This is a genomic window from gamma proteobacterium symbiont of Axiagastus rosmarus (genome assembly GCF_059730925.1).
This window is the reverse complement of the sequence record NZ_AP035925.1, coordinates 3,033,049-3,054,846: the sequence shown is the minus strand read 5'-3', so window position 1 is coordinate 3,054,846 and position 21,798 is coordinate 3,033,049. Positions and strand designations below refer to the sequence as shown.

Genomic DNA, 21,798 nt, shown 5'->3' with positions numbered 1-21,798 from the left:
TTATATAAGTTATTTATCGCGTTCAATTATAAAGCTGGCCAGCGCCTGCAGAGCGGACGTGTCATACGACTGTGCCGCCAGCACCTCCAGCGCGCCCAGTGCTTCGCGATAGAGATCCTGCGCTTTGGCCCGCGCGTTATCCAGTCCCAGCAGCGCCGGGTAAGTACTTTTCCCCAGCGCCTGATCGGCTCCCTGGGTTTTGCCCAGAACGGCGGTATCGCCGACCACATCAAGGATGTCATCCTGCACCTGAAACGCCAGTCCGATGGCGTTGGCGTAGATATCCAGCTGCGGCAGCGCATCGCGGCCCGCGGCACCCGCAGTGAGGGCGCCGAGACGCACGGCGGCGCGGATCAGCGCGCCGGTTTTATGGCGATGGATCTGCTCCAGCTGGTTCAGGTCCACGGATTGGCCTTCGGCGGCTAAATCCAGCGCCTGGCCACCGCACATGCCGGCCACGCCGCTGGCCTGCGCCAGTTCGGAAATCATGGCAATGCGATCCTGCGGGCTTACGCCGGGCATCGGCTGGTCCGCAAGAATGGTAAACGCCAGGGTTTGCAGGGCATCGCCGGCCAGAATCGCCGTGTCTTCGCCATATTTGATATGGCAGGTTGGCTGCCCGCGACGTAACGCATCGTCGTCCATCGCCGGCAGGTCATCATGAATCAATGAGTAAGCGTGAATGCACTCCACCGCTGCGGCGGGGGCATCCAGGCTGGCCGCCTCGGCGCGCAGCATCTCGCCAGTGGCATACACCAGAAACGGGCGCAGGCGCTTACCGCCTAATAGTGCCCCATATTGCATGGCGTTCACCAGAGGAGAACTCTGAAAAGGAAGTGGATCTATTAAGCGCGTCAACGCCTGGTTCACGCGCTCATGGTAGGCGCGCTGCAGTTGCACGAAATCCATTACTCATTTTCCGGCGTGAAAGGGGTGAGCGGGGCGTCTTTGTCGTCGCTCAGCAGAATCTGCACGCGCTGTTCCGCCGCCTGCAGGGTTTGCTGGCCGCTGCGTGCCAGCTGTACGCCGCGCTCGAATTCATTCAGCGCCTCTTCCAGCGGCAGTTCGCCACTCTCCAGACGGCTGACAATTTGTTCCAGCTGCTGCAGTGCGTTTTCAAAACTCACGGGCGCTTCGGCTTTTTTCGGCATAATCAGTGTCGACTCACAGGTTGGGACATTATGTTGCAATCGGTCATGGTAGCCGACGGGCATTGATTAGCAAAATAATCAATGCGGCGAAGGTTGCTTACAGCAGTCACCCGACAAAGGTGATATACTTGCGCGCCTCGGATGCGGTGGCTGATGCCAACCCGCAATTATATGATTTTACCAGCTAAGTGTTGATGATTTTAGCACTTATTTGCCCAACGAAGCTGTGTCGCCATGAAGTTTATCATCAAGCTCTTCCCTGAAATCACCATCAAAAGTCAGTCGGTGCGCCTGCGCTTTATCAAAATTCTGACCGGTAACATCCGTAATACCCTGCGCACCCTCGACGAAGAGATCGCCGTGGTGCGCCACTGGGATCACATCGAAGTGCGCGCGAAGAAGGAAGCGCTGCGTGCCACCGTCACGGAAGAGCTGACGCGCATTCCCGGTATCCACCATGTGCTGGCGGTCGAAGACCGCGCCTATACCGACATGCACGATATCTTCGAGCAGACGCTGGCGCTCAACCGCGAGCGGCTGGAAGGCAAGAGCTTCTGCGTGCGCGTAAAGCGTCGCGGCAAGCATAGCTTTAGCTCGCAGGATGTGGAGCGCTACGTCGGCGGCGGTCTCAATCAGCACATTGAAAGCGCGCGCGTGCAGCTTAATCACCCGGATGTAACAGTGAATCTGGAGATTGAAGACGATCGCCTGCTGCTGATTACCGGCCGCTATGAGGGCCTGGGCGGCTTCCCGATCGGCACCCAGGAAGATGTGCTGTCGCTGATTTCCGGCGGCTTTGACTCCGGCGTCTCCAGCTATATGCTGATGCGCCGCGGCTGTCGTGTGCACTACTGCTTCTTTAACCTTGGCGGTGCGGCGCATGAAATCGGCGTGCGTCAGGTGGCGCACTATCTGTGGCAGCGTTTTGGCCGTTCACATCGCGTGCGTTTTGTCGCCATCAATTTTGAGCCGGTGGTGGGCGAGATTCTGGAAAAAGTTGATGACGGCCAGATGGGCGTGGTGCTGAAGCGCATGATGGTGCGTGCGGCGTCAATGGTGGCTGAGCGTTACGGCGTGCAGGCGCTGGTGACCGGTGAGGCGCTGGGCCAGGTCTCCAGCCAGACGCTGACTAACCTGCGTTTGATTGATAATGCGTCCGACACGCTGATTCTGCGCCCGCTGATCTCGCACGATAAAGAGCACATCATCAATATTGCACGTCAGATCGGCACCGAAGACTTTGCCCGCACCATGCCGGAGTACTGCGGCGTGATTTCGAAAAGCCCCACGGTGAAGGCCGTGAAAGCGAAGATCGAAGCCGAAGAGCAGAACTTCGATTTCGACATTCTGCAGCGCGTGGTGCAGGAAGCCAGCAACGTCGATATCCGTGAAATTGCGGAGCAGACGGAAGAAGAAGTGGTGGAAGTGGAAACCGTGGCGTCCTTCAGCGGCAACGATGTGGTGCTGGATATCCGTTCAATTGATGAACAGGACGACAAGCCGCTGGCGCTGACCGGTGTGGAAGTGAAATCGCTGCCGTTCTATAAGCTGAGCACCCAGTTCGGCGATCTCGATCAGAGCAGAACCTGGTTGCTGTACTGCGATCGCGGCGTGATGAGCCGGTTGCAGGCGTTGTATCTGCATGAGCAGGGCTTTAAGAACGTGAAGGTGTACCGTCCGTAACCGCGGGGGAGTTAAGCCTGGCGCGCCTGATTTCGGGTGCATGGGCAAAACCCGGTGCGCAGGAATGCGCACCCTGTAATCACCGCGACGAATAAAACTGTGCGCTGATCTCGTGGGGTCGCCAATGATGGCGACCTTTTTTTATGCGCGCTCTTCAAATTCCTGATAATTATAAATCCCTGCCGCCAGCACCAGCTGTGATGCGACTTCACGCGCTTGCTCTTTATCCACCAGCAGATCAATCAGCTTCAGGGCAAAATCGATCGCCGTGCCCGGCCCCTGGCTGGTCAGCAGATTAACGCGCGGATCCCACACCACGCGGCGCTCCATCCATTTCTCCTCCGGAATGGTGTGCTTCAGGCCGGGAAATCCGGTCATATTGCCCACCGGAAACAGGTCATGCGGTACCAGTACCGTGCCCGGCGCGGCACAGATCGCCGCCACAATTTTGCCTGACAGATGACACTGGCGTACCGTCTCCACCAGCAGCGGGCTGTCGCGGAAGGTTTCAGCGCCTTTGAGGCCGCCCGGCAGGACGATGGCGGCAAAATCGTTATCCGCCACTTCAACCAGCGGTGCGTCAGCCAGCAGGCGTACGCCGCGGGAGCAGACAATCTCGCGCGTGCCGTCGCTCTCCACGCTGGCGGTGGTCACCTTCAGGCCGGCGCGGACCAGCAGGTCGATAGTGGTGACCGCTTCGGTCTCTTCACTGCCATGGGCCAGGCAAACCAGCACTGATGCGTTCGCGCTCATATTGGGACTCCTTGCGTTTAATCAGGTCGTACAGGCGGGTGTTTTCCGGCAGTGCAATCCCCTGCGCGCGGGCGCGGCGCAGCAGGTAGCCGGTAATGTAATCAATTTCAGTCTGACGCTGCGCACGCACATCCTGCAGCATTGAGGAGACGTTGGCGGCGGTGCTGTCGATGACGTCGTAAATAATGTCGCGCAGGTTATCCAGCGCAATGTGCTGGCCCTCGCGCTCCATCACCCAGGCCAGCTCCTCGCACAACCGGTTAATCTGCTCCGGCCAGGCGCGCAGCGCGCCGTTCTGGCAGTCGTGCTCAACCGTCAGCGTGTTGATCACGCAGTTAACTGCCAGCTTGCGCCAGCTGGCGGACGCGATGTTATCGTGCCACGCCACGTCCGGCAGCGCCTGATGCAGAATATCGGCGATATCGCTCAGCGCCGCGCTTTCGCGGCTGGCAGGCCCGATGTGGGTGATGCCCTGCGCGACATGTTTAATTACCGTGCCGTCGCGCATCGCCGCGTGCGTGGTGATGCCGCGCAGCAGCGGCTGCTGCACTTCTTTGAGCTCTTCGATCGTACCCATGCCGTTGTGCAGCAGCAGGATCGGCGCGTGGCGCGGCAGTACGCTTTGCAGGTTTTTCACCGCAGGTGAAACCTGTGGCGCTTTTAGGGTCACCAGTAGCAGCTGGCTTTCAGCCAGAAACAGCGGATCGTTAGCGATGAAGGTGTGATTGCTGACGTGGCCCTGCGGATCGACCACGTTGACCGAACAGTACGGCTGCGGTACGCGCAGCCAGCCCTGAACGTCATGTCCCTGGCGTGCAAGGGCCGCGAGCCAGATTTGCCCCAGGGCGCCGCAACCCAACACGGTAATTTTCATTATGCCTCCCGCTGGCGGGTGGGTGAATGGGTGTCACACCCTTAATTATAGCTTTCCGCGTCGCGTGTTTTATTAGCGCGACAAGACGCGTATTATGCATGTCACTTTAGTATCAGGAGAAGAAAAGATGCCATCTTTCGATATCGTTTCCGAAGTCGAACTGCCGGAAGTGCGTAATGCGGTGGAGAATGCCAACCGTGAGATCTCAACCCGTTTCGATTTCCGCAACGTGAGCGCCAGCTTTGAGCTCAACGAAAAGAATGAGACCATCAAAGTCACCAGCGAATCGGATTTTCAGGTGAAGCAGCTGGTGGATATTCTGCGTGAAAAGCTGCTGAAGCGCGGCATTGAAGGCGCGGCGATTGAAGTACCGGAAGAGATTGTGCACAGCGGTAAAAGCTGGAGCGTTGAAGCGAAGCTGAAAAAAGGCATCGAAAGCGATGTCGCGAAGAAAATCGTTAAGCTGATCAAAGACAGCAAACTGAAAGTGCAGACGCAGATTCAGGGTGAAGAGCTGCGCGTCACCGGTAAATCCCGCGACGATCTGCAGGGTGCGATGGCGCTGGTGCGCGGTGGCAACCTGGGTCAGCCGTTCCAGTTCAAAAACTTCCGCGATTAATCCCCTCTGTCGCGCGCCGCACGACGATACAGCGTGCTGCGCGCGACCCCCAGGGCCTGCGCCGCTTTACTGATATTGCCGTCATAGCGCTGCAGCGTTTCACTGATCAGCTGTTCATCGTGGCGTTCGCGCAGCGGCGGTGCCGGCGGGCGGCGATACTCTGCCGGCAAGTGACTTTCCGTCAGCGTTTCGCCCTCATCGGCGAGCGCCAGCAGCACGCGCAGCAGACTGCGTAGCTGGCGCACATTGCCCGGCCACGGCTGCTGCGCCAGCGCCGTCAGCAGTGCCGGAGACAGCTGTACGCCACGCTGCGCGGCCCCCAGCTCCTGCCATAAATCGCGGATAAACCCGGCGACGTTCGGCCAGGCGCGCAGTGGCGGAAGGGTCAGGGCGAACTCCTGCAGACGATAGAGCAAATCTTCACGAAATTCGCCGGCGGTCACGCGCTGGGCCAGATCGCGATGCGTGGCGCAAATCACGGCAAAATTCACCGGCCAGCTGCGACTGGAGCCGAGTGGCGCCACCTCTTTTTCCTGCAGCACGCGCAGCAAACGGGTCTGCAGCGTCAGCGGCATATCACCGATTTCATCCAGAAACAGCACGCCGCCATCTGCTTCGCGAATTTTGCCGATGTAGCCATTTTTACTGGCGCCGGTAAATGCGCCGGGCTGGTAGCCAAACAGTTCGGATTCAATCAGCGCTTCGGGGATGGCGGCACAGTTGATGGCGACAAACTTGCCCGTGCGCCACCGGCTTTGCTGGTGCAGCGCGCGGCTGACATACTCCTTGCCGCTGCCGGTTTCACCATAAATGCACAGCGAAACGCCGGCATCCAGCAACCGCAGCATTTTTGCGCCGTCAGCTCCCAGCACGCGCGGCAGATCTTGCGTGCAACTGTCCGGTACGCTGACGTGGCTGCGCTGCGGCGCGCGCAGGCGGAACCAGTAGCGCTGCGTGCCAATGTCGACCGCGGCGGGAACGCTGTTGGCCTGCTGCTGCAGTTGCGGAAACAGCTGCTGAAACGTCAGGCTGGCAAAGCGGTCGGCGCTGAGAGCCAGTTCGCGCATCGCCAGCCGGTTGGCTGCGGTCAGCACATTGTCAGAGAATACCAGCAGCAGTTCATCACTGGTGTCGATGCCCTGCGGCTGCGGATGCAGACTGAGCAGCCACTGCTGCGGATGCAGGCTCTGCTTCACCCACAGGTACTCGATCTGCTTTGCCGCTGCTTTCACCCGGTTCAGGGTATGCGGATGCGGAAAGTGTGCCGGACCCGAGATATCCAGCACGCCGGCTATCTGGCCGTTGGGCATCTGCAACGGCATCGCGGCGCAGTACAGACCCTGATTGCGCGTCAGGAAATGCTGCTGGCCATCAATTTCACAGCCGTCATCAATCGCCAGCGCGGTGCCAATCGCATTGGTGCCGCGTCCGCATTCACTCCACAGATTACCGGGAGCCAGGGCAAAGCGCTGGGCTTTCTCCAGCGCCTGCATATCGCCAAAGGTGTTCAGCACCAGCCCGCTGGCATCGGACAGGATCACCACCGACTGCGTCTCCGCCATCTGCTGCGCCAGCTGGCGGATGACCGGCTGCGCAAACTGCTGCAGCCCGGCGTTGCTGGCCAGCACATCGGCCAGCTCGCCCTGACGCACGCGCGGGAAATCGTCGGCGCTGCGCTCTAATCCATACAGCTGGCTGCGGAACCAGGAGTCGCTTAACAGCGGGTTGGCGTGCACGGCAGACGCGGCTGAATTTCCCTGCATGAATGACCTCAGAACGGCGTGTAAGTGTTGCAACATTGTAGCGTTCGGGTTTCTGCACTGTTGCGATACGCAACACAGATACCGCGTTTGTCCTGGAGGACTGACAGGTTTGCTGGCGGGGCATGAATTTATTTGATTGATAAATAATGCATTTATCGCTTTTGCGCCTGATGAGAAAAAACTGGCACGCGCGCTGCAATACCGACACAGGCAGTTGCGCTGCCTGTTCAGACCCTCTGACCTGATAATAAGGAGTTTGCGATGCGTTATGCACATCCCGGCACGCCCGGCGCGCTGGTCTCTTTCCAGGCGACCTACGGCAACTATATCGCCGGCAACTTCACCGAGCCGCTGAGCGGCCAGTACTTTATGAACACCTCACCGGTAGACGGCAGCGATATCGCTCAGTTCCCGCGCTCCGACGCGCGCGACATCGATCTGGCGCTGGATGCCGCGCATCAGGCTGCGGATGCGTGGGGCAAAACCAGCGTACAGCAGCGCGCCAACCTGCTGCTGCAGGTGGCCGATCGTATGGAAGCCAGTCTTGAGAAGCTGGCGGTAGCGGAGAGCTGGGATAACGGTAAACCGATTCGCGAGACGCTCAACGCCGATCTGCCGCTGGCGGTCGACCATTTTCGCTATTTTGCCGGCTGCCTGCGCGCGCAGGAGGGCAGCACCGCTGAGATCGACGAAACCACGGTGGCCTATCACTTCCACGAGCCGCTCGGCGTAGTCGGACAGATCATCCCGTGGAACTTCCCGCTGCTCATGGCGGCGTGGAAGCTGGCACCGGCGCTGGCCGCCGGTAACTGCGTGGTGCTGAAACCGGCTGAGCAGACGCCGCTTGGTATTACGCTGCTGATGGAGCTGATTGGCGATCTGTTCCCTCCGGGCGTGCTGAATGTAGTGCAGGGCTTTGGCCGCGAAGCCGGCGAAGCGCTGGCCACCAGCAAGCGCATCGCTAAAATTGCCTTTACCGGATCCACGCCGGTCGGGCGGCATATCATGGCCTGTGCGGCGGAGAACATCATTCCCTGCACCGTCGAGCTGGGCGGCAAATCACCGAACATCTACTTCGCGGATGTGATGTCGGGCGAAGAGGCGTTCATCAAGAAAGCGGTCGAGGGGCTGGTGCTGGGCTTCTTTAATCAGGGTGAAGTCTGTACCTGTCCTTCGCGCGCGTTGATTCATGAATCGATCTACCAGCCCTTTATGGAGCGGGTGCTGGCCAAGGTTGCCACCATTCGCCGTGGCGATCCGCTCGATACCGACACCATGATCGGGGCTCAGGCTTCCCGCCAGCAATTCGACAAAATCCTGTCCTATATCAACATCGCCCGTGAAGAAGGCGGTCAGATTCTGACAGGGGGCGAGCGTGCGCATATCGCCGCGGAGCTGGATAACGGATTCTACATCCAGCCCACCCTGATCAAGGGCAGCAACCAGATGCGCTGTTTCCAGGAGGAGATTTTTGGGCCAGTGATTGGCGTCACCACATTCCACGATGAGGCAGAGGCGCTCGCGATCGCCAATGAAACCCAGTTTGGTCTGGGCGCGGGCGTGTGGACGCGCGATACCAATCTGGCGTATCGCATGGGTCGCGGCATTAAAGCCGGTCGCGTCTGGACCAACTGCTATCACATCTATCCCGCCCATGCGGCATTCGGTGGCTACAAGCAGTCGGGCGTCGGGCGTGAAACCCACAAAATGGCGCTCAGCGCCTATCAGCAAACCAAAAATCTGCTGGTCAGCTATGGCACAGCGCCACTGGGGCTGTTCTGAGTCCGCATCCGTTCAAATGGAGAGTGAAAGATGAATATGCAAATCAAAACCACCATGAAAGCCGCGATTGTGAAGGCGTTTGGTGAACCGCTGGTGATTGAGCAGGTGCCGGTGCCGTCCGTTGGGCCGGGGCAGATTCTGGTGAAAATCGCCGCCACCGGCGTGTGCCACACCGACCTGCACGCCGCCGAAGGCGACTGGCCGATCAAGCCCAATCCGCCGTTTATTCCCGGCCATGAAGGCGTCGGTCAGGTGGTGGCCATTGGCGAAGGGGTGAAGCATCTCAAACTGGGTGATCGCGTCGGGGTACCTTGGCTCTATTCGGCGTGTGGCCACTGCGAGCACTGCCTCGACAGCTGGGAGACGCTGTGTCTGTCGCAGCAGAATGCCGGCTATTCGGTCAACGGCAGCTTTGCCGAGTACTGCCTGGCGGATGCCAACTACGTCGGCATCATTCCGGATAACGTTGAGTTTAATGAAGTGGCACCGATTTTATGTGCTGGCGTAACGGTTTACAAAGGCCTGAAGATGACCGATACCAAACCGGGTGACTGGGTGGTGGTTTCCGGCATCGGCGGGCTGGGGCACATGGCTATTCAGTATGCGGTGGCGATGGGGCTCAACGTGGCGGCGGTCGATATCGACGACGATAAGCTGGCGTTTGCCAAACGGCTCGGTGCCAGTGTGGTTGCCAATGCGAAGCAGGTCGATCCGGCGAAAGTGTTTCAGGAGAGCTTTGGCGGCGCGCACGGCGTGCTGGTGACGGCGGTATCGCCAAAAGCGTTTGAACAGGCGATTGGCACGCTGCGTCGCGGCGGCACCATGGTGCTTAACGGCCTGCCGCCGGGGAAATTCGATCTCTCGATCTTCGACATGGTGCTGGATGGCATCACGGTGCGCGGCTCAATTGTCGGCACGCGTAAAGATCTGCAGGAGGCGCTGGATTTTGCCGGTCGCCATAAGGTGAAAGCGAATGTCGCGGTTGAGCCGCTGACTAACATCAACGATATCTTTGCGCGCATGCACGCCGGCAAAATTGAAGGGCGTATTGTGGTGGATATGTCGCTGTAGTGACGCTGAGCGGACCGCGTGGAGCCAGATTATCGCGGTCCGCTGAGGCTAAATCATTAACTGCTGGCGAGCAGCGCCTCCAGCTCCACGCGGCTCGTCACTTTGCTGTCAATTTTAATGTAGGCACTTTTCTCTTCCGGCACGATAAACACTGACGCCACGCCGGGCTGCGCGCGCAGTCGCTTCTCCAGATTCGGTACCGCCAGCACTGCATCACTCAGCACCAGGCGCAGGCTGCTGACGTACGGCGGCTCCTGCATCGACATGGCGACAAACAGCCATGCCGCAGCCACTATTGCGCCGACCAGAAACACCGTTTGCGCATCGAAGTGGCCAAAAATCCAGCCGCCCAGGCTGCCGCCAATCGCGACGCCAATAAACTGGCTGGTGGAATAAATCCCCATGGCCGTACCTTTGTAGCCCGCCGGCGACTCTTTGCTGATCAGCGACGGCAGAATCGCTTCCATCAGGTTAAAGGCAAGGAAAAACAGCTGCACGCCAATCACCAGCGTCCAGAAGTGGCCTGCGGCGCCCCACAGCACAATCTCCGCGATGATGATCAGCGCCACGCAGCCGACAAACACCCGCTTCATGCGGCGTTTTACCTCGGCATAGATAATAAACGGCACCACGGCGACAAACGCCACCAGCATGGTCACCAGATACACTTTCCAGTGTTCAGCCGCCGGGAAGCCCGCCTGTTCAAACTGGCCCGGCAGCGCGACGAAGCTCGACATCAGTAAAATGTGCAGACAGAGAATGCCGATATTCAGCTTCAGCAATTTGGGATTGGCCAGCACCGCGCGAATGCTGCCTTTGACCATGCCGGATTCGCGGTTCAGCACGTGGCCCGGCGCATTGGGCACTATCAGCAGGGTGATCACAATACCCAGGCTGGCGAGCAGGGCAATCATCCAGAACAGCGCGTGCAGACCCAGCGCGTGCGTGACAATCGGGCCGACCACCATGGCAATCGCAAAGGTAACGCCGAAGCTGATGCCGATAAACGCCATCGCTTTGGTGCGGTTCTGTTCACGGGTCAGGTCTGACAGCAGCGCCATCACCGCTGCGGCAATGGCACCGGAGCCCTGCAGCGCGCGACCAAGGATAATGCCCCAGATGGAGGTGCTGGTGGCGGCAATAAGGCTACCAAGCACAAACAGCAGCAGGCCACCGACAATCAGCGGCTTGCGGCCGATACGGTCGGACAGCAGACCAAAGGGGATCTGAAACACGGCCTGCGCCAGACCATAAATACCAATTGCCAGACCGATCAACGTTTCGCTGGCGCCCTGTAAAGCCATACCGTAAGTGGTCAGTACCGGCAGGACCATAAACATTCCCAGCATGCGCAGGGAAAAAACTGTGCCTAAACCCCATGTTGCCCGAAGCTCAACTGGTGTCATTCTATTATCGTTCATTCCAACCTCTGTAAGTTTATGCCCCTGGGACTTCAGGTTGCAGCGGCACAGGTTGCGCGCCCTTATCTGCGACCCGGCTCACCGGGACATGCAGCGCTTATTTTAGAAAGCAGGGCAGGGCGGGTAAAACAATTGTTTTTAAGCAGTGGTAACAAAAAGAAAGGGCGCGAAATTCGCGCCCTTGTCCGGAGTAACGGTCTGACTTACCAGACGTAAGTCAGCAGGTCCTTAGAGGCCGGGGCCATAAAGTCCACCGACATCATCACGCTCAGCGCAGTGATGGCGACAATGGAGAACACGAACAGTTTACGCGCCCAAACTTTGTCGTTTGAGGTTTTGTAACCTGACAGTGCCATACCCAGCCACCACACGCTGACGGCGGCAGCCACCACCAGATATTTGTAGCCAGCATAACCGCCCAGCGACAGCATCAGCGTGGCAATCATGAACGCCAGGATGTACAGCGTAATATGATTTTTCGCCACGGAGATGCCTTTCACCACCGGCAGAACCGGAATATTGGCGGCCTGATAATCTTTGAAGCGGAAGATGGCAATCGCGTAGGAGTGCGGCATCTGCCACAGGCTAAAGATAGCCAGTAAGATTAACGCGCCAGCATCAAACTGGTTGGTCACCGCGCAGTAGCCAATCACTGGCGGCGCAGCGCCAGAGAGGCTGCCAATCAGCGTGCCATAGACCGAATGACGCTTCATGTAGAGGCTGTAAATGCCGACATAGACGACGAAGCCCATCACCGCCAGCCACATGGCCAGCGGGTTAGCGCCAAAATACAGCAACGCAAAGCCAGCAATACCCAATGCGGTTGCATAAACCAGGCTTACTTTCGCCGAGATCAGGCCTTTGACCAGAACACGGTTCCGCGTTCTCTCCATTTTGATGTCGATGTCGCGGTCAATCACATTGTTGAATACACAACCGGATGCGACCACCAGCGAAACGCCCACCAAAGCGACGAGAAACAGGGGGTAATCAATGCTGCCTTTTGAAGCCAGCAGGAATCCACCGATCACAGAAATTAAATTGCCGAAAATAATTCCTGGTTTTGTTACTTGCAGGTATTGCTTAATCATTACGCGTGACTCTTTAGTGGGCCATCATGTTGTAGTTGAGGTTCCACATAATCCACAGTGAGCCAATCACCACAATCAGGATAATGACTGCGGAGAAGACAATGGCCACCATGTTCCAGCCACCCTCGGATTTGCTGTCCAGATGCAGGAAGTAGACCAGGTGCACCAGCACCTGAACCACTGCACACACCAGAACCACACCCAGAATGGTGCCGTGAGAAGCACTGCCATCCATCACCATCCAGAACGGGATCGCCGTCAGGATGATCGAGAGGATGAAGCCGATCATGTAAGACTTCACGCTACCGTGAGATGCACCATGTTCGTTTACAGAATGACTCATTACATGGCCCCCATCAGATAGACAACGGTGAATACGCAGATCCACACCACATCCAGGAAGTGCCAGAACAGGCTCAGACACATGATACGGGTGCGGTTGGTGGCGCTCAGACCGCGTTTAGCGATCTGGAACATCAGCACGGCCATCCAGATCAGACCAGAGGTCACGTGCAGACCGTGCGTACCGACCAGAGTAAAGAAGCCAGACAGGAAGCCGCTGCGGTCAGGACCGAAACCTTCCTTGATCAGGTGATGGAATTCATAGATTTCCATCCCGATAAATCCGGCACCGAACAGGAAGGTCAACGCCAGCCAGCTGATGACCGAACCTTTGTTCTGGTTGTTCATCGCAATCACTGCCATACCATACGTGATGGAGCTCAGCAGCAGCAGCGCGGTTTCAACCAGCACAAACGGCAGTTCGAAGATATCTTTACCTGCCGGGCCACCGGCAGTGTTGTTAACCATGACCGCATAGGTCGCAAACAGGGTTGCGAAGATAATGCAGTCACTCATCAGGTAGATCCAGAAGCCAAAGACTTTATTGGCTCCCGCATCGTGATGCCCATGCTCCGCATGGGCGTCGTGGTGGTGTTTAACGGTTTCAGTTGACATTATTTCAGACCTGCTTTGCTGATGTCATCAAAGTGCTTCTTCTCGATCTGCTCGATTTCAGCAACCGGTACGTAGTAATCCACGTCTTCATCGAAGCTCTTCACAATCCAGGTCACGATGGTGCCAAGGAAAGTAAGACCTGCCAGCCACCAGATGTGCCAGATCAGGGCAAAACCGAAGACTGTCATGAAGGCAGCGATAACAATGGCCGCGCCGCTGTTTTTCGGCATATGAATTTCTTCATATTTTTCTGGCTGCTTGTACGCTTCGCCTTTCTCTTTCATTTCCCAGAACGCATCACGCTCGTGGATATGTGGGATCACAGCAAAGTTGTAGAACGGCGGAGGTGAAGAGGTTGCCCACTCCAGCGTACGGCCGCCCCACGGGTCACCGGTCAGATCGCGGTTCTGCTCACGGTCACGTACCGATACCCAGAACTGGATAAGCTGGCACAGGATACCGCAGGCGATCAGCGCCGCACCGCCTGCTGCAACCACCAGCAGAGAGTGGAACTGCGGATCGATGTCCTGGCTCAGACGACGGGTCATCCCCATGAAGCCCAGCGCGTACAGCGGCATAAAGGCAACGAAGAAGCCGATGATCCAGAACCAGAAAGCACGTTTGCCCCAGGTTTCGTTCAGGGTGAAGCCGAAGGCTTTCGGGAACCAGTAGGTCACGCCAGCCATACAACCGAACACCACACCACCGATGATAACGTTGTGGAAGTGTGCAATCAGGAACAGGCTGTTGTGCAGCACGAAGTCTGCGCCTGGTACCGCCAGCAGTACGCCGGTCATCCCACCAACGGAGAAGGTGACCAGGAAGCCGATGGTCCACAGCATCGCCGAGTTGAACTCGATACGCCCCTGATACATGGTGAACAGCCAGTTAAAGATTTTCACCCCGGTCGGAATCGCGATGATCATCGTCATGATACCGAAGAAGGCGTTAACGTTCGCACCGGCACCCATGGTGAAGAAGTGGTGCAGCCAAACGATGAACGACAGAACGGTAATGGCGATGGTTGCCCACACCAGCGAGGTGTAACCAAACAGACGCTTTTTCGAGAAGGTGGCCGTGACTTCAGAGAAGACACCAAACACTGGCAGAACGAGGATGTACACCTCCGGGTGACCCCAGACCCAGATCAGGTTTACGTACATCATCATGTTACCGCCCATATCATTGGTAAAGAAATGGAAGTCGAGGTAACGATCAAGCGTCAACAGTGCCAGCGTCACGGTCAGAACCGGGAACGCAGCGATAATCAGGACGTTAGTACACAGTGCTGCCCAGGTGAATACCGGCATCTTGAACAGGTCCATGCCCGGAGCACGCATCTTCAGAATGGTCACGAAGAAGTTGATACCGGTCAGCGTAGTACCAATACCGGAGAGCTGGAGACTCCAGATCCAGTAATCGACCCCGACGCCAGGACTGTATTCTGCCCCCGAGAGCGGTGGATAAGCCAGCCAGCCGGTCTGTGCGAATTCGCCCACACCCAGTGACAGGTTAACCAGGATCACACCGATAGCGGTGAACCAGAAGCTCAGGTTGTTCAGGAACGGGAAGGCAACGTCACGGGCACCGATTTGCAGCGGAACCGCGATGTTCATCAGACCCACCACGAAAGGCATCGCCACGAAGAAGATCATGATCACGCCGTGAGCGGTGAAGATCTGGTCGTAGTGGTGCGGTGGCAGTATGCCTGCTTCCCCGGCGGAAGCCATCACCTGTTGGGTACGCATCATTACCGCATCGGCAAAGCCGCGCAGCAGCATGACAAAGGCCATGATGATGTACATGATACCCAGTTTTTTGTGGTCGATGGAGGTTAACCATTCAGACCACAGATACTGCCATTTACCGAAATAGGTAATAGCAGCGATCAGCGCCAGACCACCAATGATGATACCGGCGACCGTAACCATGATAATGGGTTCATGGTAGGGCACTGCATCCAGTGTTAATTTTCCGAACATCGTATTATTCCTCGGCTCCCGCAGCTGCGGCGTGATTCATGTCCATGCCTTCGTGCGACATGTCCATTTTCCCGTGGCTCATCATGAACTTATCAATAACCTGCTTGAACAGTTCCGGATTCGCAGTTGAGAAATATTCCACCGGGTGATTTTCGCTTGGCGCAGCCAGTTTTTCGAAATCATCCATGGTGGTCAGCGTGTTAGGTGCCGCTTTAACTTTGGCAACCCACTGCTGGAATTCCGCATCGTCTTTGGTGGCAATGGCTTTGAACTTCATGCCAGAGAAACCGCGACCGCTGAAGTTAGCAGAGATACCGTCGAACGTACCTGGCTCGTTGGCGATCAGGTGCAGTTTGGTCTGCATACCCGCCATGGCGTAAATCTGGCTGCCGAGCGTAGGAATAAAGAAGGAGTTCATGACGGAGTTCGAAGTGATCTTGAAGTTCACCGGAGTATTTGCCGGGAAGGCAATCTGGTTGACGGTTGCAATACCCTGTTCCGGGTAGATGAACAGCCATTTCCAGTCCAGTGCCACTACGTCGATCTCAACCGGTTTCACGTCAGAGGCCAGCGGTTTGCTCGGCTCCAGCGCGTGGGTTGATTTCCAGGTCAGCACGCCGAGGAAGAGAATGATCAGGATCGGAATGGTCCAGACCACGGCTTCCACTTTGTTAGAGTGTGACCAGTTAGGGCTATACTTCGCGTTGGTATTGGTTGCCCGATATTTCCAGGCGAACACAACAGCCATTAAGACTGCCGGAATAACGACGATCATCATCAAGCCGAAAGCTGTCAGAATCAGTGAACGTTGCTCCAGTGCAATCTGTCCCTTGGGATTTAACAACGCACTATCGCAGCCGCTGAGTAATACAGCGCCTGCAATTAATGACAAAATCCCCAAACTTTTATTGTATTTCCTGAGTCTCATTTAACGACCTCAATGACAAAGGGCTCTATTGTCGTTTAAGTGTGCGCGCATTTTACGGGAAGGTTTATGCAGTGTAAACCAGCTTAAGGATGTGTCAGAAGGCTGTTGACACCTTTTGCTAAGGGTGTCACAGATGTTGCGCAGGGTGACAAATTATTAACTGCGACAAGCAGTTGGCGGCAATATAACAAAAACCAATGACATTAACCGCAGAGAAAACAGGGAAAGCATAAACCGGAGTTTTAATACTCATTTATTTAACAATTCTGCATCATTTTAGCGATGAAATTTCTACAAATTAATTGCTCACCGGATTTAAATATTACGCGGGTTTGTTAATTTGATGTTTCTATTTCGCGTTAAAAAAAATGCTATCGCTTAAAATTCGCCGGGGGCTATTTTTAAGCGATTTATCCCCGTCTGGCAAATAGCGCAGCGTTAATGTGCACGATTTGACGCTGTTTTTCTTAATGCCAGCCAGTCCAGCATCACGCCGAGCAGCACCGCCAGTAGCGCCAGCGCCATCCCTGCCTCAAACAGATGGGTCGGCAGCGTCGCGCTGTGCCAGATATCCGCCGCACGCAGTGCCAGCGTCAGCAGCCAGAGCGCCAGCAGCGTACAGCCCGCCGCGAACAGGCGTACCGTCCAGCGATAACCCTGTGGCCACAGGCTGCGCTTCATGAATTTACCGCTGTGCTGCATTGCCTGTAGCGTGCCGCGACACGCCCACAGCAGCAGCAGGCCCGGTACGGCGGCCACCACGGTAAAGGCATAAAATACCGGCCAGCCCCATAGTTCGACCAGCCAGCCAGCCGCCGGACCGACATACACGCGTCCAACCGCTGACAGCGCTGACAGCAGCGCGAACTGCGTGGCCGAGAACGATTTGTTGCACAACGTCATCAGCAATGCCACAAAGGCGGCGGTGCCCATGCCGCCGCACAGGTTTTCGATAAATACCGCGCTGGCCATGCTCCACAGATGCGGTGGCGTTACCGCCAGCAGCCAGTAAGCGAAATTAGATACTGCCTGCAGCACGCCGAAGATCATCAGCGCGCGGAACAGGCTCAGGTGCTGCATCAGCACGCCGCCGTACAGCGCACCAATAATGGTCGCCAGCAGGCCAAGCGTTTTATTCACCAGACCGACATCACCGGCGCTGAAGCCCACGCCGCGAATCAGAAAGGTGGTGGTGAGCGAAGCGGCGAACGCGTCGCCCAGCTTGTAGAGAATGATTAAGGTGATCAGCAGCCAGGCGTTGTTGCGCTGAAAGAAATCCTTCAGCGGAAACGCGACGGCCTGACGCAGCGAGTGCGGCTCGCGCACCGGCGCCTCAGGTTCACGCGCCAGCAGCGTGGCGATCAGTCCGGGCACCATCAGCAGCGCCATCAGCCAGTAGGTGGCCTGCCAGCCGAGATAGCGATCCGCCAGCCACAACGCCAGGCCGCCGGAAATCAGCATCGCCAGCCGGTAACCGAGCACGGTAATCGCCGCGCCGCTGCCGCGCTCTTCCGGCGGCAGCACATCGGTTTTCCACGCATCAAACACAATATCCTGCGAGGCTGAGCAGAACGCCACCAGCACCGCCAGCGCCGCCAGCAGGGTAAGGTCGCGTGATGGCTGCATAAAGCCCATCGCCACAATACCGGCAATCAGCGCTAACTGCGTGACCAGCAGCCAGCCGCGCCGCCGGCCAAGAAAGGGCGGGGTATAGCGATCCATCATCGGCGACCACAGGAACTTAAACACGTAAGCCTGACCGACGAGGGAGAAGAAACCAATGGTTTTCAGGTCGACATTCTCTACCGTCATCCACGCCTGGAGCGTACCGGCGGTCAGCGCCAGCGGCAGACCGGAAGCGAAACCGAGCAGCAGCAGGACCGCAGCGTTACGTTGGGTAAAAATACGCAGATAGTGAGATGTCATAGCCAGCCTGAAATGAAGCCCGGTCAGCGGGGACCGGGCAGGTTACTGCGGAAAATTAACGCGCGTTTTGCTTGATGAAGTTATTGACGCTGGTGTCCTGCGCCATATCGGCAATCACGTCGCTCAGGGTAGAGTTAACCGCGTTGGTGATCTTATCGTTAGTGGCGCTGAAGGCACCCTCTACGCTGTAAGTCTGACGGTAGTTTTTCACCTGCTTGTTGCCGTTTTTCGCGGTAGCAATAATAGAGATATCCGCTTTGGTGGTGATGCTGTAACGCACGTTACCCTGCGTGACATCGGCGTACAGACCATTAACCACGATCTGCAGATCCACCGCGCCGTTCGGGCCAATCATGTAGCCGCGCGAGGTCATCTGCTTCTCCAGCACTTCCTGCAGCAGGAAACGCAGGTCGCGTGATGGGGTCAGGGTGATCAGCTGGCCGTCGCGGTTCACTTTGGCCAGCGCCTGATCGCTGCGCTGATCGGCACCGTTAACGCTGACGGTAACGCCCATCAGGCTCGGATCCTGCTGTGGCAGCTGGATTTTTGGCTGGATGTTCAGCGTGGTGTTATTGCTGGCGCAGCCGGCCAAAATAAAGGCAGCCAGCAGAGGGAATAACAGTTTTTTCAACATACTCATTCTCGTTAGCATATGGGTTGGTTTGCAAAACTGCGGTCATCATAGCATTGCGGCACGGCGAAAAAAGCCCCGCACCAGGGGAAATTGATTGTAAAGGATTTTTTCGGACAGCCGGACGCGGTAACCGATTGACCGGCAGCCTCAGCAGGCTAAGATGCGCAGCGCGGCAGGATTTTTTTCCTGACCGAGTGCGGGAAAGGTAAAAAACCTACTAATATTTAAACAGATGGGGCACAGCGCTCGCCGTAGAGGAGTGTTAACAATGATTCGCGAACAAATAGAAGAAAAGCTGCGTAACGCTTTTGAGCCTGCACATCTCGAAGTGCATGACGAAAGCTATCGTCATAACGTGCCTGCCGGTTCTGAAAGTCACTTCAAAGTGGTGATCGTCAGCGACCTTTTCACCGGACAGCGCTTCCTGCAGCGTCACCGCGCCATTTATGGCGAGCTGGCGACCGAGCTGGCAGGCAGCGTCCATGCGCTGGCGCTGCATACCTACACGCGCAAAGAGTGGGATGGACTGCAGGATACCGTACTCGCCTCACCGAACTGTCGCGGTGCCGGTACGCTGGCCTGAGTTTTCCTCTCCAGCTTCCTCCAAAACGGCCTGCGGGCCGTTTTTTCTTACCTCAATGATGCACAAACGCGATCTGCGGCGCAAAAAAGCAGCAAAACCGTTAAAAAGTGGTGAGTTTGCAGCCTCGACTCATTCCGGGGATGCCGCTATAATGCGGCGTCTATTTTTCCGGAATGTCTTCGGGACGCTTCTGGTGACAGGGATTAGGTTCTGCCTGCAGAGGCCGTCCCGGTTGTTGGATACGGCGCATTAATTGTGTGGTGTCTGAAGTTGACCGAGCACGTGATTTTTTGAGGTAACAAGATGACAGTTTCAGTAGAAACCACTCAGGGTCTGGGCCGTCGCATTTCGATTACTGTTCCTAAGGACAGCATCGAAAGCGCAGTGAAGAAAGAACTGGTGGAAGTGGCTAAGAAAGTCCGTATCGACGGTTTCCGTAAAGGCAAAGTGCCGGCTACCATCATTAATCAGCGCTACGGTGCCTCTGTTCGTCAGGACGTCCTGAGCGAGCTGATGACGCGTAACTTCGTTGACGCCATCATCAAAGAGAAGATCAACCCAGCTGGCGCACCGAACTACGTGCCGGGTGAGTATAAAGAAGGTGAAGATTTCACCTACGCGGTTGAGTTCGAAGTGTATCCGGAAGTTGAGCTGAAAGGCCTGGATGCAATCGAAGTCGAAAAACCGGTGGTTGAAGTGACCGACGCTGACGTCGACACCATGCTGGAAACCCTGCAGAAGCAGCAGGCGACCTGGAAAGAGACCGATGCAGCGGCGTCAGCAGAAGATCGCGCGACCATCGATTTCACCGGCTCTGTAGACGGCGAAGAGTTCGAAGGCGGCAAAGCGTCTGACTTCGTGCTGGCGATGGGTCAGGGTCGTATGATCCCAGGCTTCGAAGAAGGCATCACTGGCAAGAAAGCCGGCGACACCTTCACCATCGACGTGAAATTCCCGGATGACTACCACGCGGATAACCTGAAAGGCAAAGATGCGAAGTTCGACATCGTGCTGAAGAAAGTGGAAACCCGCGAACTGCCGGAGCTGACCGCTGAATTCATCAAGCGTTTCGGCGTGGAAGATGGCTCCATTGAAGGTCTGCGCGCTGAAGTGCGTAAGAACATGGAGCGCGAACTGAAAGGCGCTATCCGTAACCGCGTGAAGACGCAGGCGATTGACGGTCTGGTTAACGCGAACGAAATCGACGTGCCAGTGGCACTGATCGACAGCGAAATCGACGTTCTGCGTCGTCAGGCTGCACAGCGTTTCGGCGGCAACGAGAAGCAGGCGCTGGAACTGCCACGTGAACTGTTCGAAGAGCAGGCAAAACGTCGCGTTGTGGTCGGTCTGCTGCTGGGCGAAGTGATTCGCATCAACGAGCTGAAAGCCGATGAAGATCGCGTTAAAGCGCTGATCGAAGAGATGGCTTCTGCGTACGAAGATCCGCAGGAAGTGATCGAGTTCTACAGCAAAAACAGCGAGCTGATGAACAACATGCGCAACGTTGCGCTGGAAGAGCAGGCGGTTGAAGCGGTACTGGCGAAAGCCAAAGTGACTGACAAAGCCACTAACTTCCAGGAGCTGATGAACCAGACCTCTGCGGCCTGATTCGTGAGTTAACCCTGAGTGCTAAAGCCCGCGACCGCTGTGTCGCGGGCTTTTTCGTTTCTGGCGGAAACCAACTACATTTGTGCGCTATTTGACTAATTAATCGGCAAATTCTTCGCTAAGCTGTTTTTCCGTGTTAGCGAATGGGGAAAAGGTTGTTATGCTTGAAACAACTGGGCTGCATCCCCAGATACAGGGAGAATGCGTGAAAACAGTAAGACTGGCTGATTAACCGTCCTGTTATGTCGGAACGAGACCGCTGCGCATAGTTTTCGCCGCGCGCCTCGCGTAAAATCGGTACAGAATGTTGCCAATGAAATTTATCAGGAGACGGTAATGTCATACAGTGGCGATCGTGAATTTACTGCACCAACCAATGCGCTGGTGCCAATGGTGGTCGAACAAACCTCGCGCGGCGAGCGTTCTTACGACATCTACTCCCGCCTGCTTAAAGAGCGCGTGATCTTCCTGACCGGTCAGGTTGAGGATCACATGGCGAACCTGATTGTGGCGCAGATGCTGTTTCTGGAAGCTGAGAATCCTGAAAAAGACATTTACCTCTACATTAACTCGCCAGGTGGTGTGATTACCGCCGGTATGTCGATTTATGACACAATGAAGTTCATCAAGCCGGACGTGAGCACCATCTGTATGGGCCAGGCCTGTTCGATGGGCGCATTCCTGCTGACGGCGGGGACCAAAGGCAAGCGCTTTTGTCTGCCAAACTCACGCGTGATGATTCACCAGCCGCTGGGCGGCTATCAGGGCCAGGCGACGGACATTGAGATCCACGCGCGTGAAATCCTGAAAGTGAAGCAGCGTATGAATGAGCTGATGGCGGAACATACCGGCAAATCGCTGGAGCAGATTGAACGCGACACCGAGCGCGATCGTTTCCTCTCTGCCAGCGAAGCGGTAGAGTATGGCCTGGTCGACTCCATCCTGACGCATCGCCAATAAGACACATCTGTC

The 21,798-nt window shown here is 56.6% G+C and carries 20 protein-coding genes; 7 read left to right on the top strand and 13 right to left on the bottom strand.

Translation table 11 applies throughout. The features are described from left to right. Positions 1-9: 9 nt before the first annotated feature. Both ispA and xseB read right to left on the bottom strand, forming a co-directional pair. Entirely contained in the window at positions 10-909 is a 900-nt protein-coding gene (gene ispA / locus AC6I8F_RS14520) for a (2E,6E)-farnesyl diphosphate synthase (RefSeq protein WP_021507168.1), read from the bottom strand. Next, complete coding sequence (xseB, locus tag AC6I8F_RS14515; protein WP_021507169.1) at positions 909-1,151, bottom strand: exodeoxyribonuclease VII small subunit; 243 nt, start codon at positions 1,149-1,151, stop codon at positions 909-911. The genes ispA and xseB overlap by 1 nt, the downstream gene beginning before the upstream one ends. A 234-nt stretch (positions 1,152-1,385) precedes the next feature. Here xseB and thiI point away from each other — a divergent pair, with 234 nt between their 5' ends. Further along, entirely contained in the window at positions 1,386-2,834 is a 1,449-nt protein-coding gene (thiI, locus tag AC6I8F_RS14510) for a tRNA uracil 4-sulfurtransferase ThiI (protein ID WP_021507170.1), read from the top strand. Positions 2,835-2,975: 141 nt separating this feature from the next. On the opposite strand, the gene yajL is transcribed toward thiI, so the two are convergent. Together yajL and panE are read right to left on the bottom strand one after the other, a co-directional pair. Beyond that, positions 2,976-3,587: a protein deglycase YajL gene (gene yajL, locus AC6I8F_RS14505; protein ID WP_058781215.1), complete on the bottom strand. Its 612-nt coding sequence runs from the start codon at positions 3,585-3,587 to the stop codon at positions 2,976-2,978. Next, positions 3,541-4,461 (bottom strand): 2-dehydropantoate 2-reductase, encoded by a 921-nt coding sequence (panE, locus tag AC6I8F_RS14500; RefSeq protein WP_058757963.1) that lies wholly within the window; start codon positions 4,459-4,461, stop codon positions 3,541-3,543. The genes yajL and panE overlap by 47 nt, the downstream gene beginning before the upstream one ends. A 127-nt stretch (positions 4,462-4,588) precedes the next feature. On the opposite strand from panE, the gene AC6I8F_RS14495 reads away from it, so the two are divergent. Then, the gene (locus tag AC6I8F_RS14495) at positions 4,589-5,080 is read left to right on the top strand and encodes a YajQ family cyclic di-GMP-binding protein (protein ID WP_021507173.1); all 492 of its coding nucleotides are present in this window, start codon (positions 4,589-4,591) and stop codon (positions 5,078-5,080) included. Here the strand turns inward: AC6I8F_RS14495 and AC6I8F_RS14490 are convergent. Continuing rightward, the gene (locus AC6I8F_RS14490) at positions 5,077-6,843 is read right to left on the bottom strand and encodes a sigma-54-dependent Fis family transcriptional regulator (RefSeq protein WP_498028156.1); all 1,767 of its coding nucleotides are present in this window, start codon (positions 6,841-6,843) and stop codon (positions 5,077-5,079) included. The two genes, AC6I8F_RS14495 and AC6I8F_RS14490, sit on opposite strands and share 4 nt — an antisense overlap. Positions 6,844-7,104: 261 nt before the next feature. Between AC6I8F_RS14490 and exaC the strand changes: the two genes are divergently transcribed. Next, positions 7,105-8,625, top strand: coding sequence for an acetaldehyde dehydrogenase ExaC (exaC, locus tag AC6I8F_RS14485; protein ID WP_498028155.1), 1,521 nt, complete (start codon positions 7,105-7,107; stop codon positions 8,623-8,625). A gap of 36 nt (positions 8,626-8,661) precedes the next feature. Then, complete coding sequence (gene adhP / locus AC6I8F_RS14480; RefSeq protein WP_031279650.1) at positions 8,662-9,696, top strand: alcohol dehydrogenase AdhP; 1,035 nt, start codon at positions 8,662-8,664, stop codon at positions 9,694-9,696. Positions 9,697-9,752: 56 nt separating this feature from the next. Here adhP and AC6I8F_RS14475 read toward each other — a convergent pair whose 3' ends face one another. The 8 genes from AC6I8F_RS14475 to AC6I8F_RS14440 form a co-directional block, all read right to left on the bottom strand. After that, complete coding sequence (locus AC6I8F_RS14475; RefSeq protein ID WP_315658223.1) at positions 9,753-11,117, bottom strand: MFS transporter; 1,365 nt, start codon at positions 11,115-11,117, stop codon at positions 9,753-9,755. Positions 11,118-11,320: 203 nt separating this feature from the next. Then, positions 11,321-12,208: a heme o synthase gene (cyoE, locus tag AC6I8F_RS14470; RefSeq protein ID WP_021507178.1), complete on the bottom strand. Its 888-nt coding sequence runs from the start codon at positions 12,206-12,208 to the stop codon at positions 11,321-11,323. 13 nt (positions 12,209-12,221) lie between these two features. Beyond that, positions 12,222-12,551 (bottom strand): cytochrome o ubiquinol oxidase subunit IV, encoded by a 330-nt coding sequence (locus AC6I8F_RS14465; protein WP_022549333.1) that lies wholly within the window; start codon positions 12,549-12,551, stop codon positions 12,222-12,224. Further along, positions 12,551-13,165, bottom strand: a complete 615-nt coding sequence (locus AC6I8F_RS14460) for a cytochrome o ubiquinol oxidase subunit III (RefSeq protein WP_021507179.1) — start codon at positions 13,163-13,165, stop codon at positions 12,551-12,553. Before AC6I8F_RS14460 ends, AC6I8F_RS14465 begins: the two co-directional genes overlap by 1 nt. Next, on the bottom strand, positions 13,165-15,147 hold the full coding sequence (gene cyoB / locus AC6I8F_RS14455; RefSeq protein ID WP_021507180.1) for a cytochrome o ubiquinol oxidase subunit I: 1,983 nt from the start codon (positions 15,145-15,147) through the stop codon (positions 13,165-13,167). Before cyoB ends, AC6I8F_RS14460 begins: the two co-directional genes overlap by 1 nt. Positions 15,148-15,151: 4 nt before the next feature. Further along, entirely contained in the window at positions 15,152-16,075 is a 924-nt protein-coding gene (cyoA, locus tag AC6I8F_RS14450) for a cytochrome o ubiquinol oxidase subunit II (RefSeq protein WP_031279652.1), read from the bottom strand. Positions 16,076-16,513: 438 nt separating this feature from the next. Beyond that, positions 16,514-18,001 (bottom strand): muropeptide MFS transporter AmpG, encoded by a 1,488-nt coding sequence (ampG, locus tag AC6I8F_RS14445; protein ID WP_498028154.1) that lies wholly within the window; start codon positions 17,999-18,001, stop codon positions 16,514-16,516. Between the two features lie 55 nt (positions 18,002-18,056). Beyond that, positions 18,057-18,635 (bottom strand): lipoprotein, encoded by a 579-nt coding sequence (locus AC6I8F_RS14440; protein WP_021507183.1) that lies wholly within the window; start codon positions 18,633-18,635, stop codon positions 18,057-18,059. A gap of 268 nt (positions 18,636-18,903) precedes the next feature. On the opposite strand from AC6I8F_RS14440, the gene bolA reads away from it, so the two are divergent. The 3 genes from bolA (at position 18,904) to clpP (ending at position 21,786) form a co-directional block, all read left to right on the top strand. Further along, positions 18,904-19,218: a transcriptional regulator BolA gene (gene bolA, locus AC6I8F_RS14435; RefSeq protein WP_058757958.1), complete on the top strand. Its 315-nt coding sequence runs from the start codon at positions 18,904-18,906 to the stop codon at positions 19,216-19,218. Between the two features lie 303 nt (positions 19,219-19,521). Further along, positions 19,522-20,826 (top strand): trigger factor, encoded by a 1,305-nt coding sequence (gene tig / locus AC6I8F_RS14430; protein WP_498028153.1) that lies wholly within the window; start codon positions 19,522-19,524, stop codon positions 20,824-20,826. A gap of 336 nt (positions 20,827-21,162) precedes the next feature. Next, positions 21,163-21,786 (top strand): ATP-dependent Clp endopeptidase proteolytic subunit ClpP, encoded by a 624-nt coding sequence (clpP, locus tag AC6I8F_RS14425; protein ID WP_010616837.1) that lies wholly within the window; start codon positions 21,163-21,165, stop codon positions 21,784-21,786. The last annotated feature ends 12 nt before the right edge of the window (positions 21,787-21,798 follow it).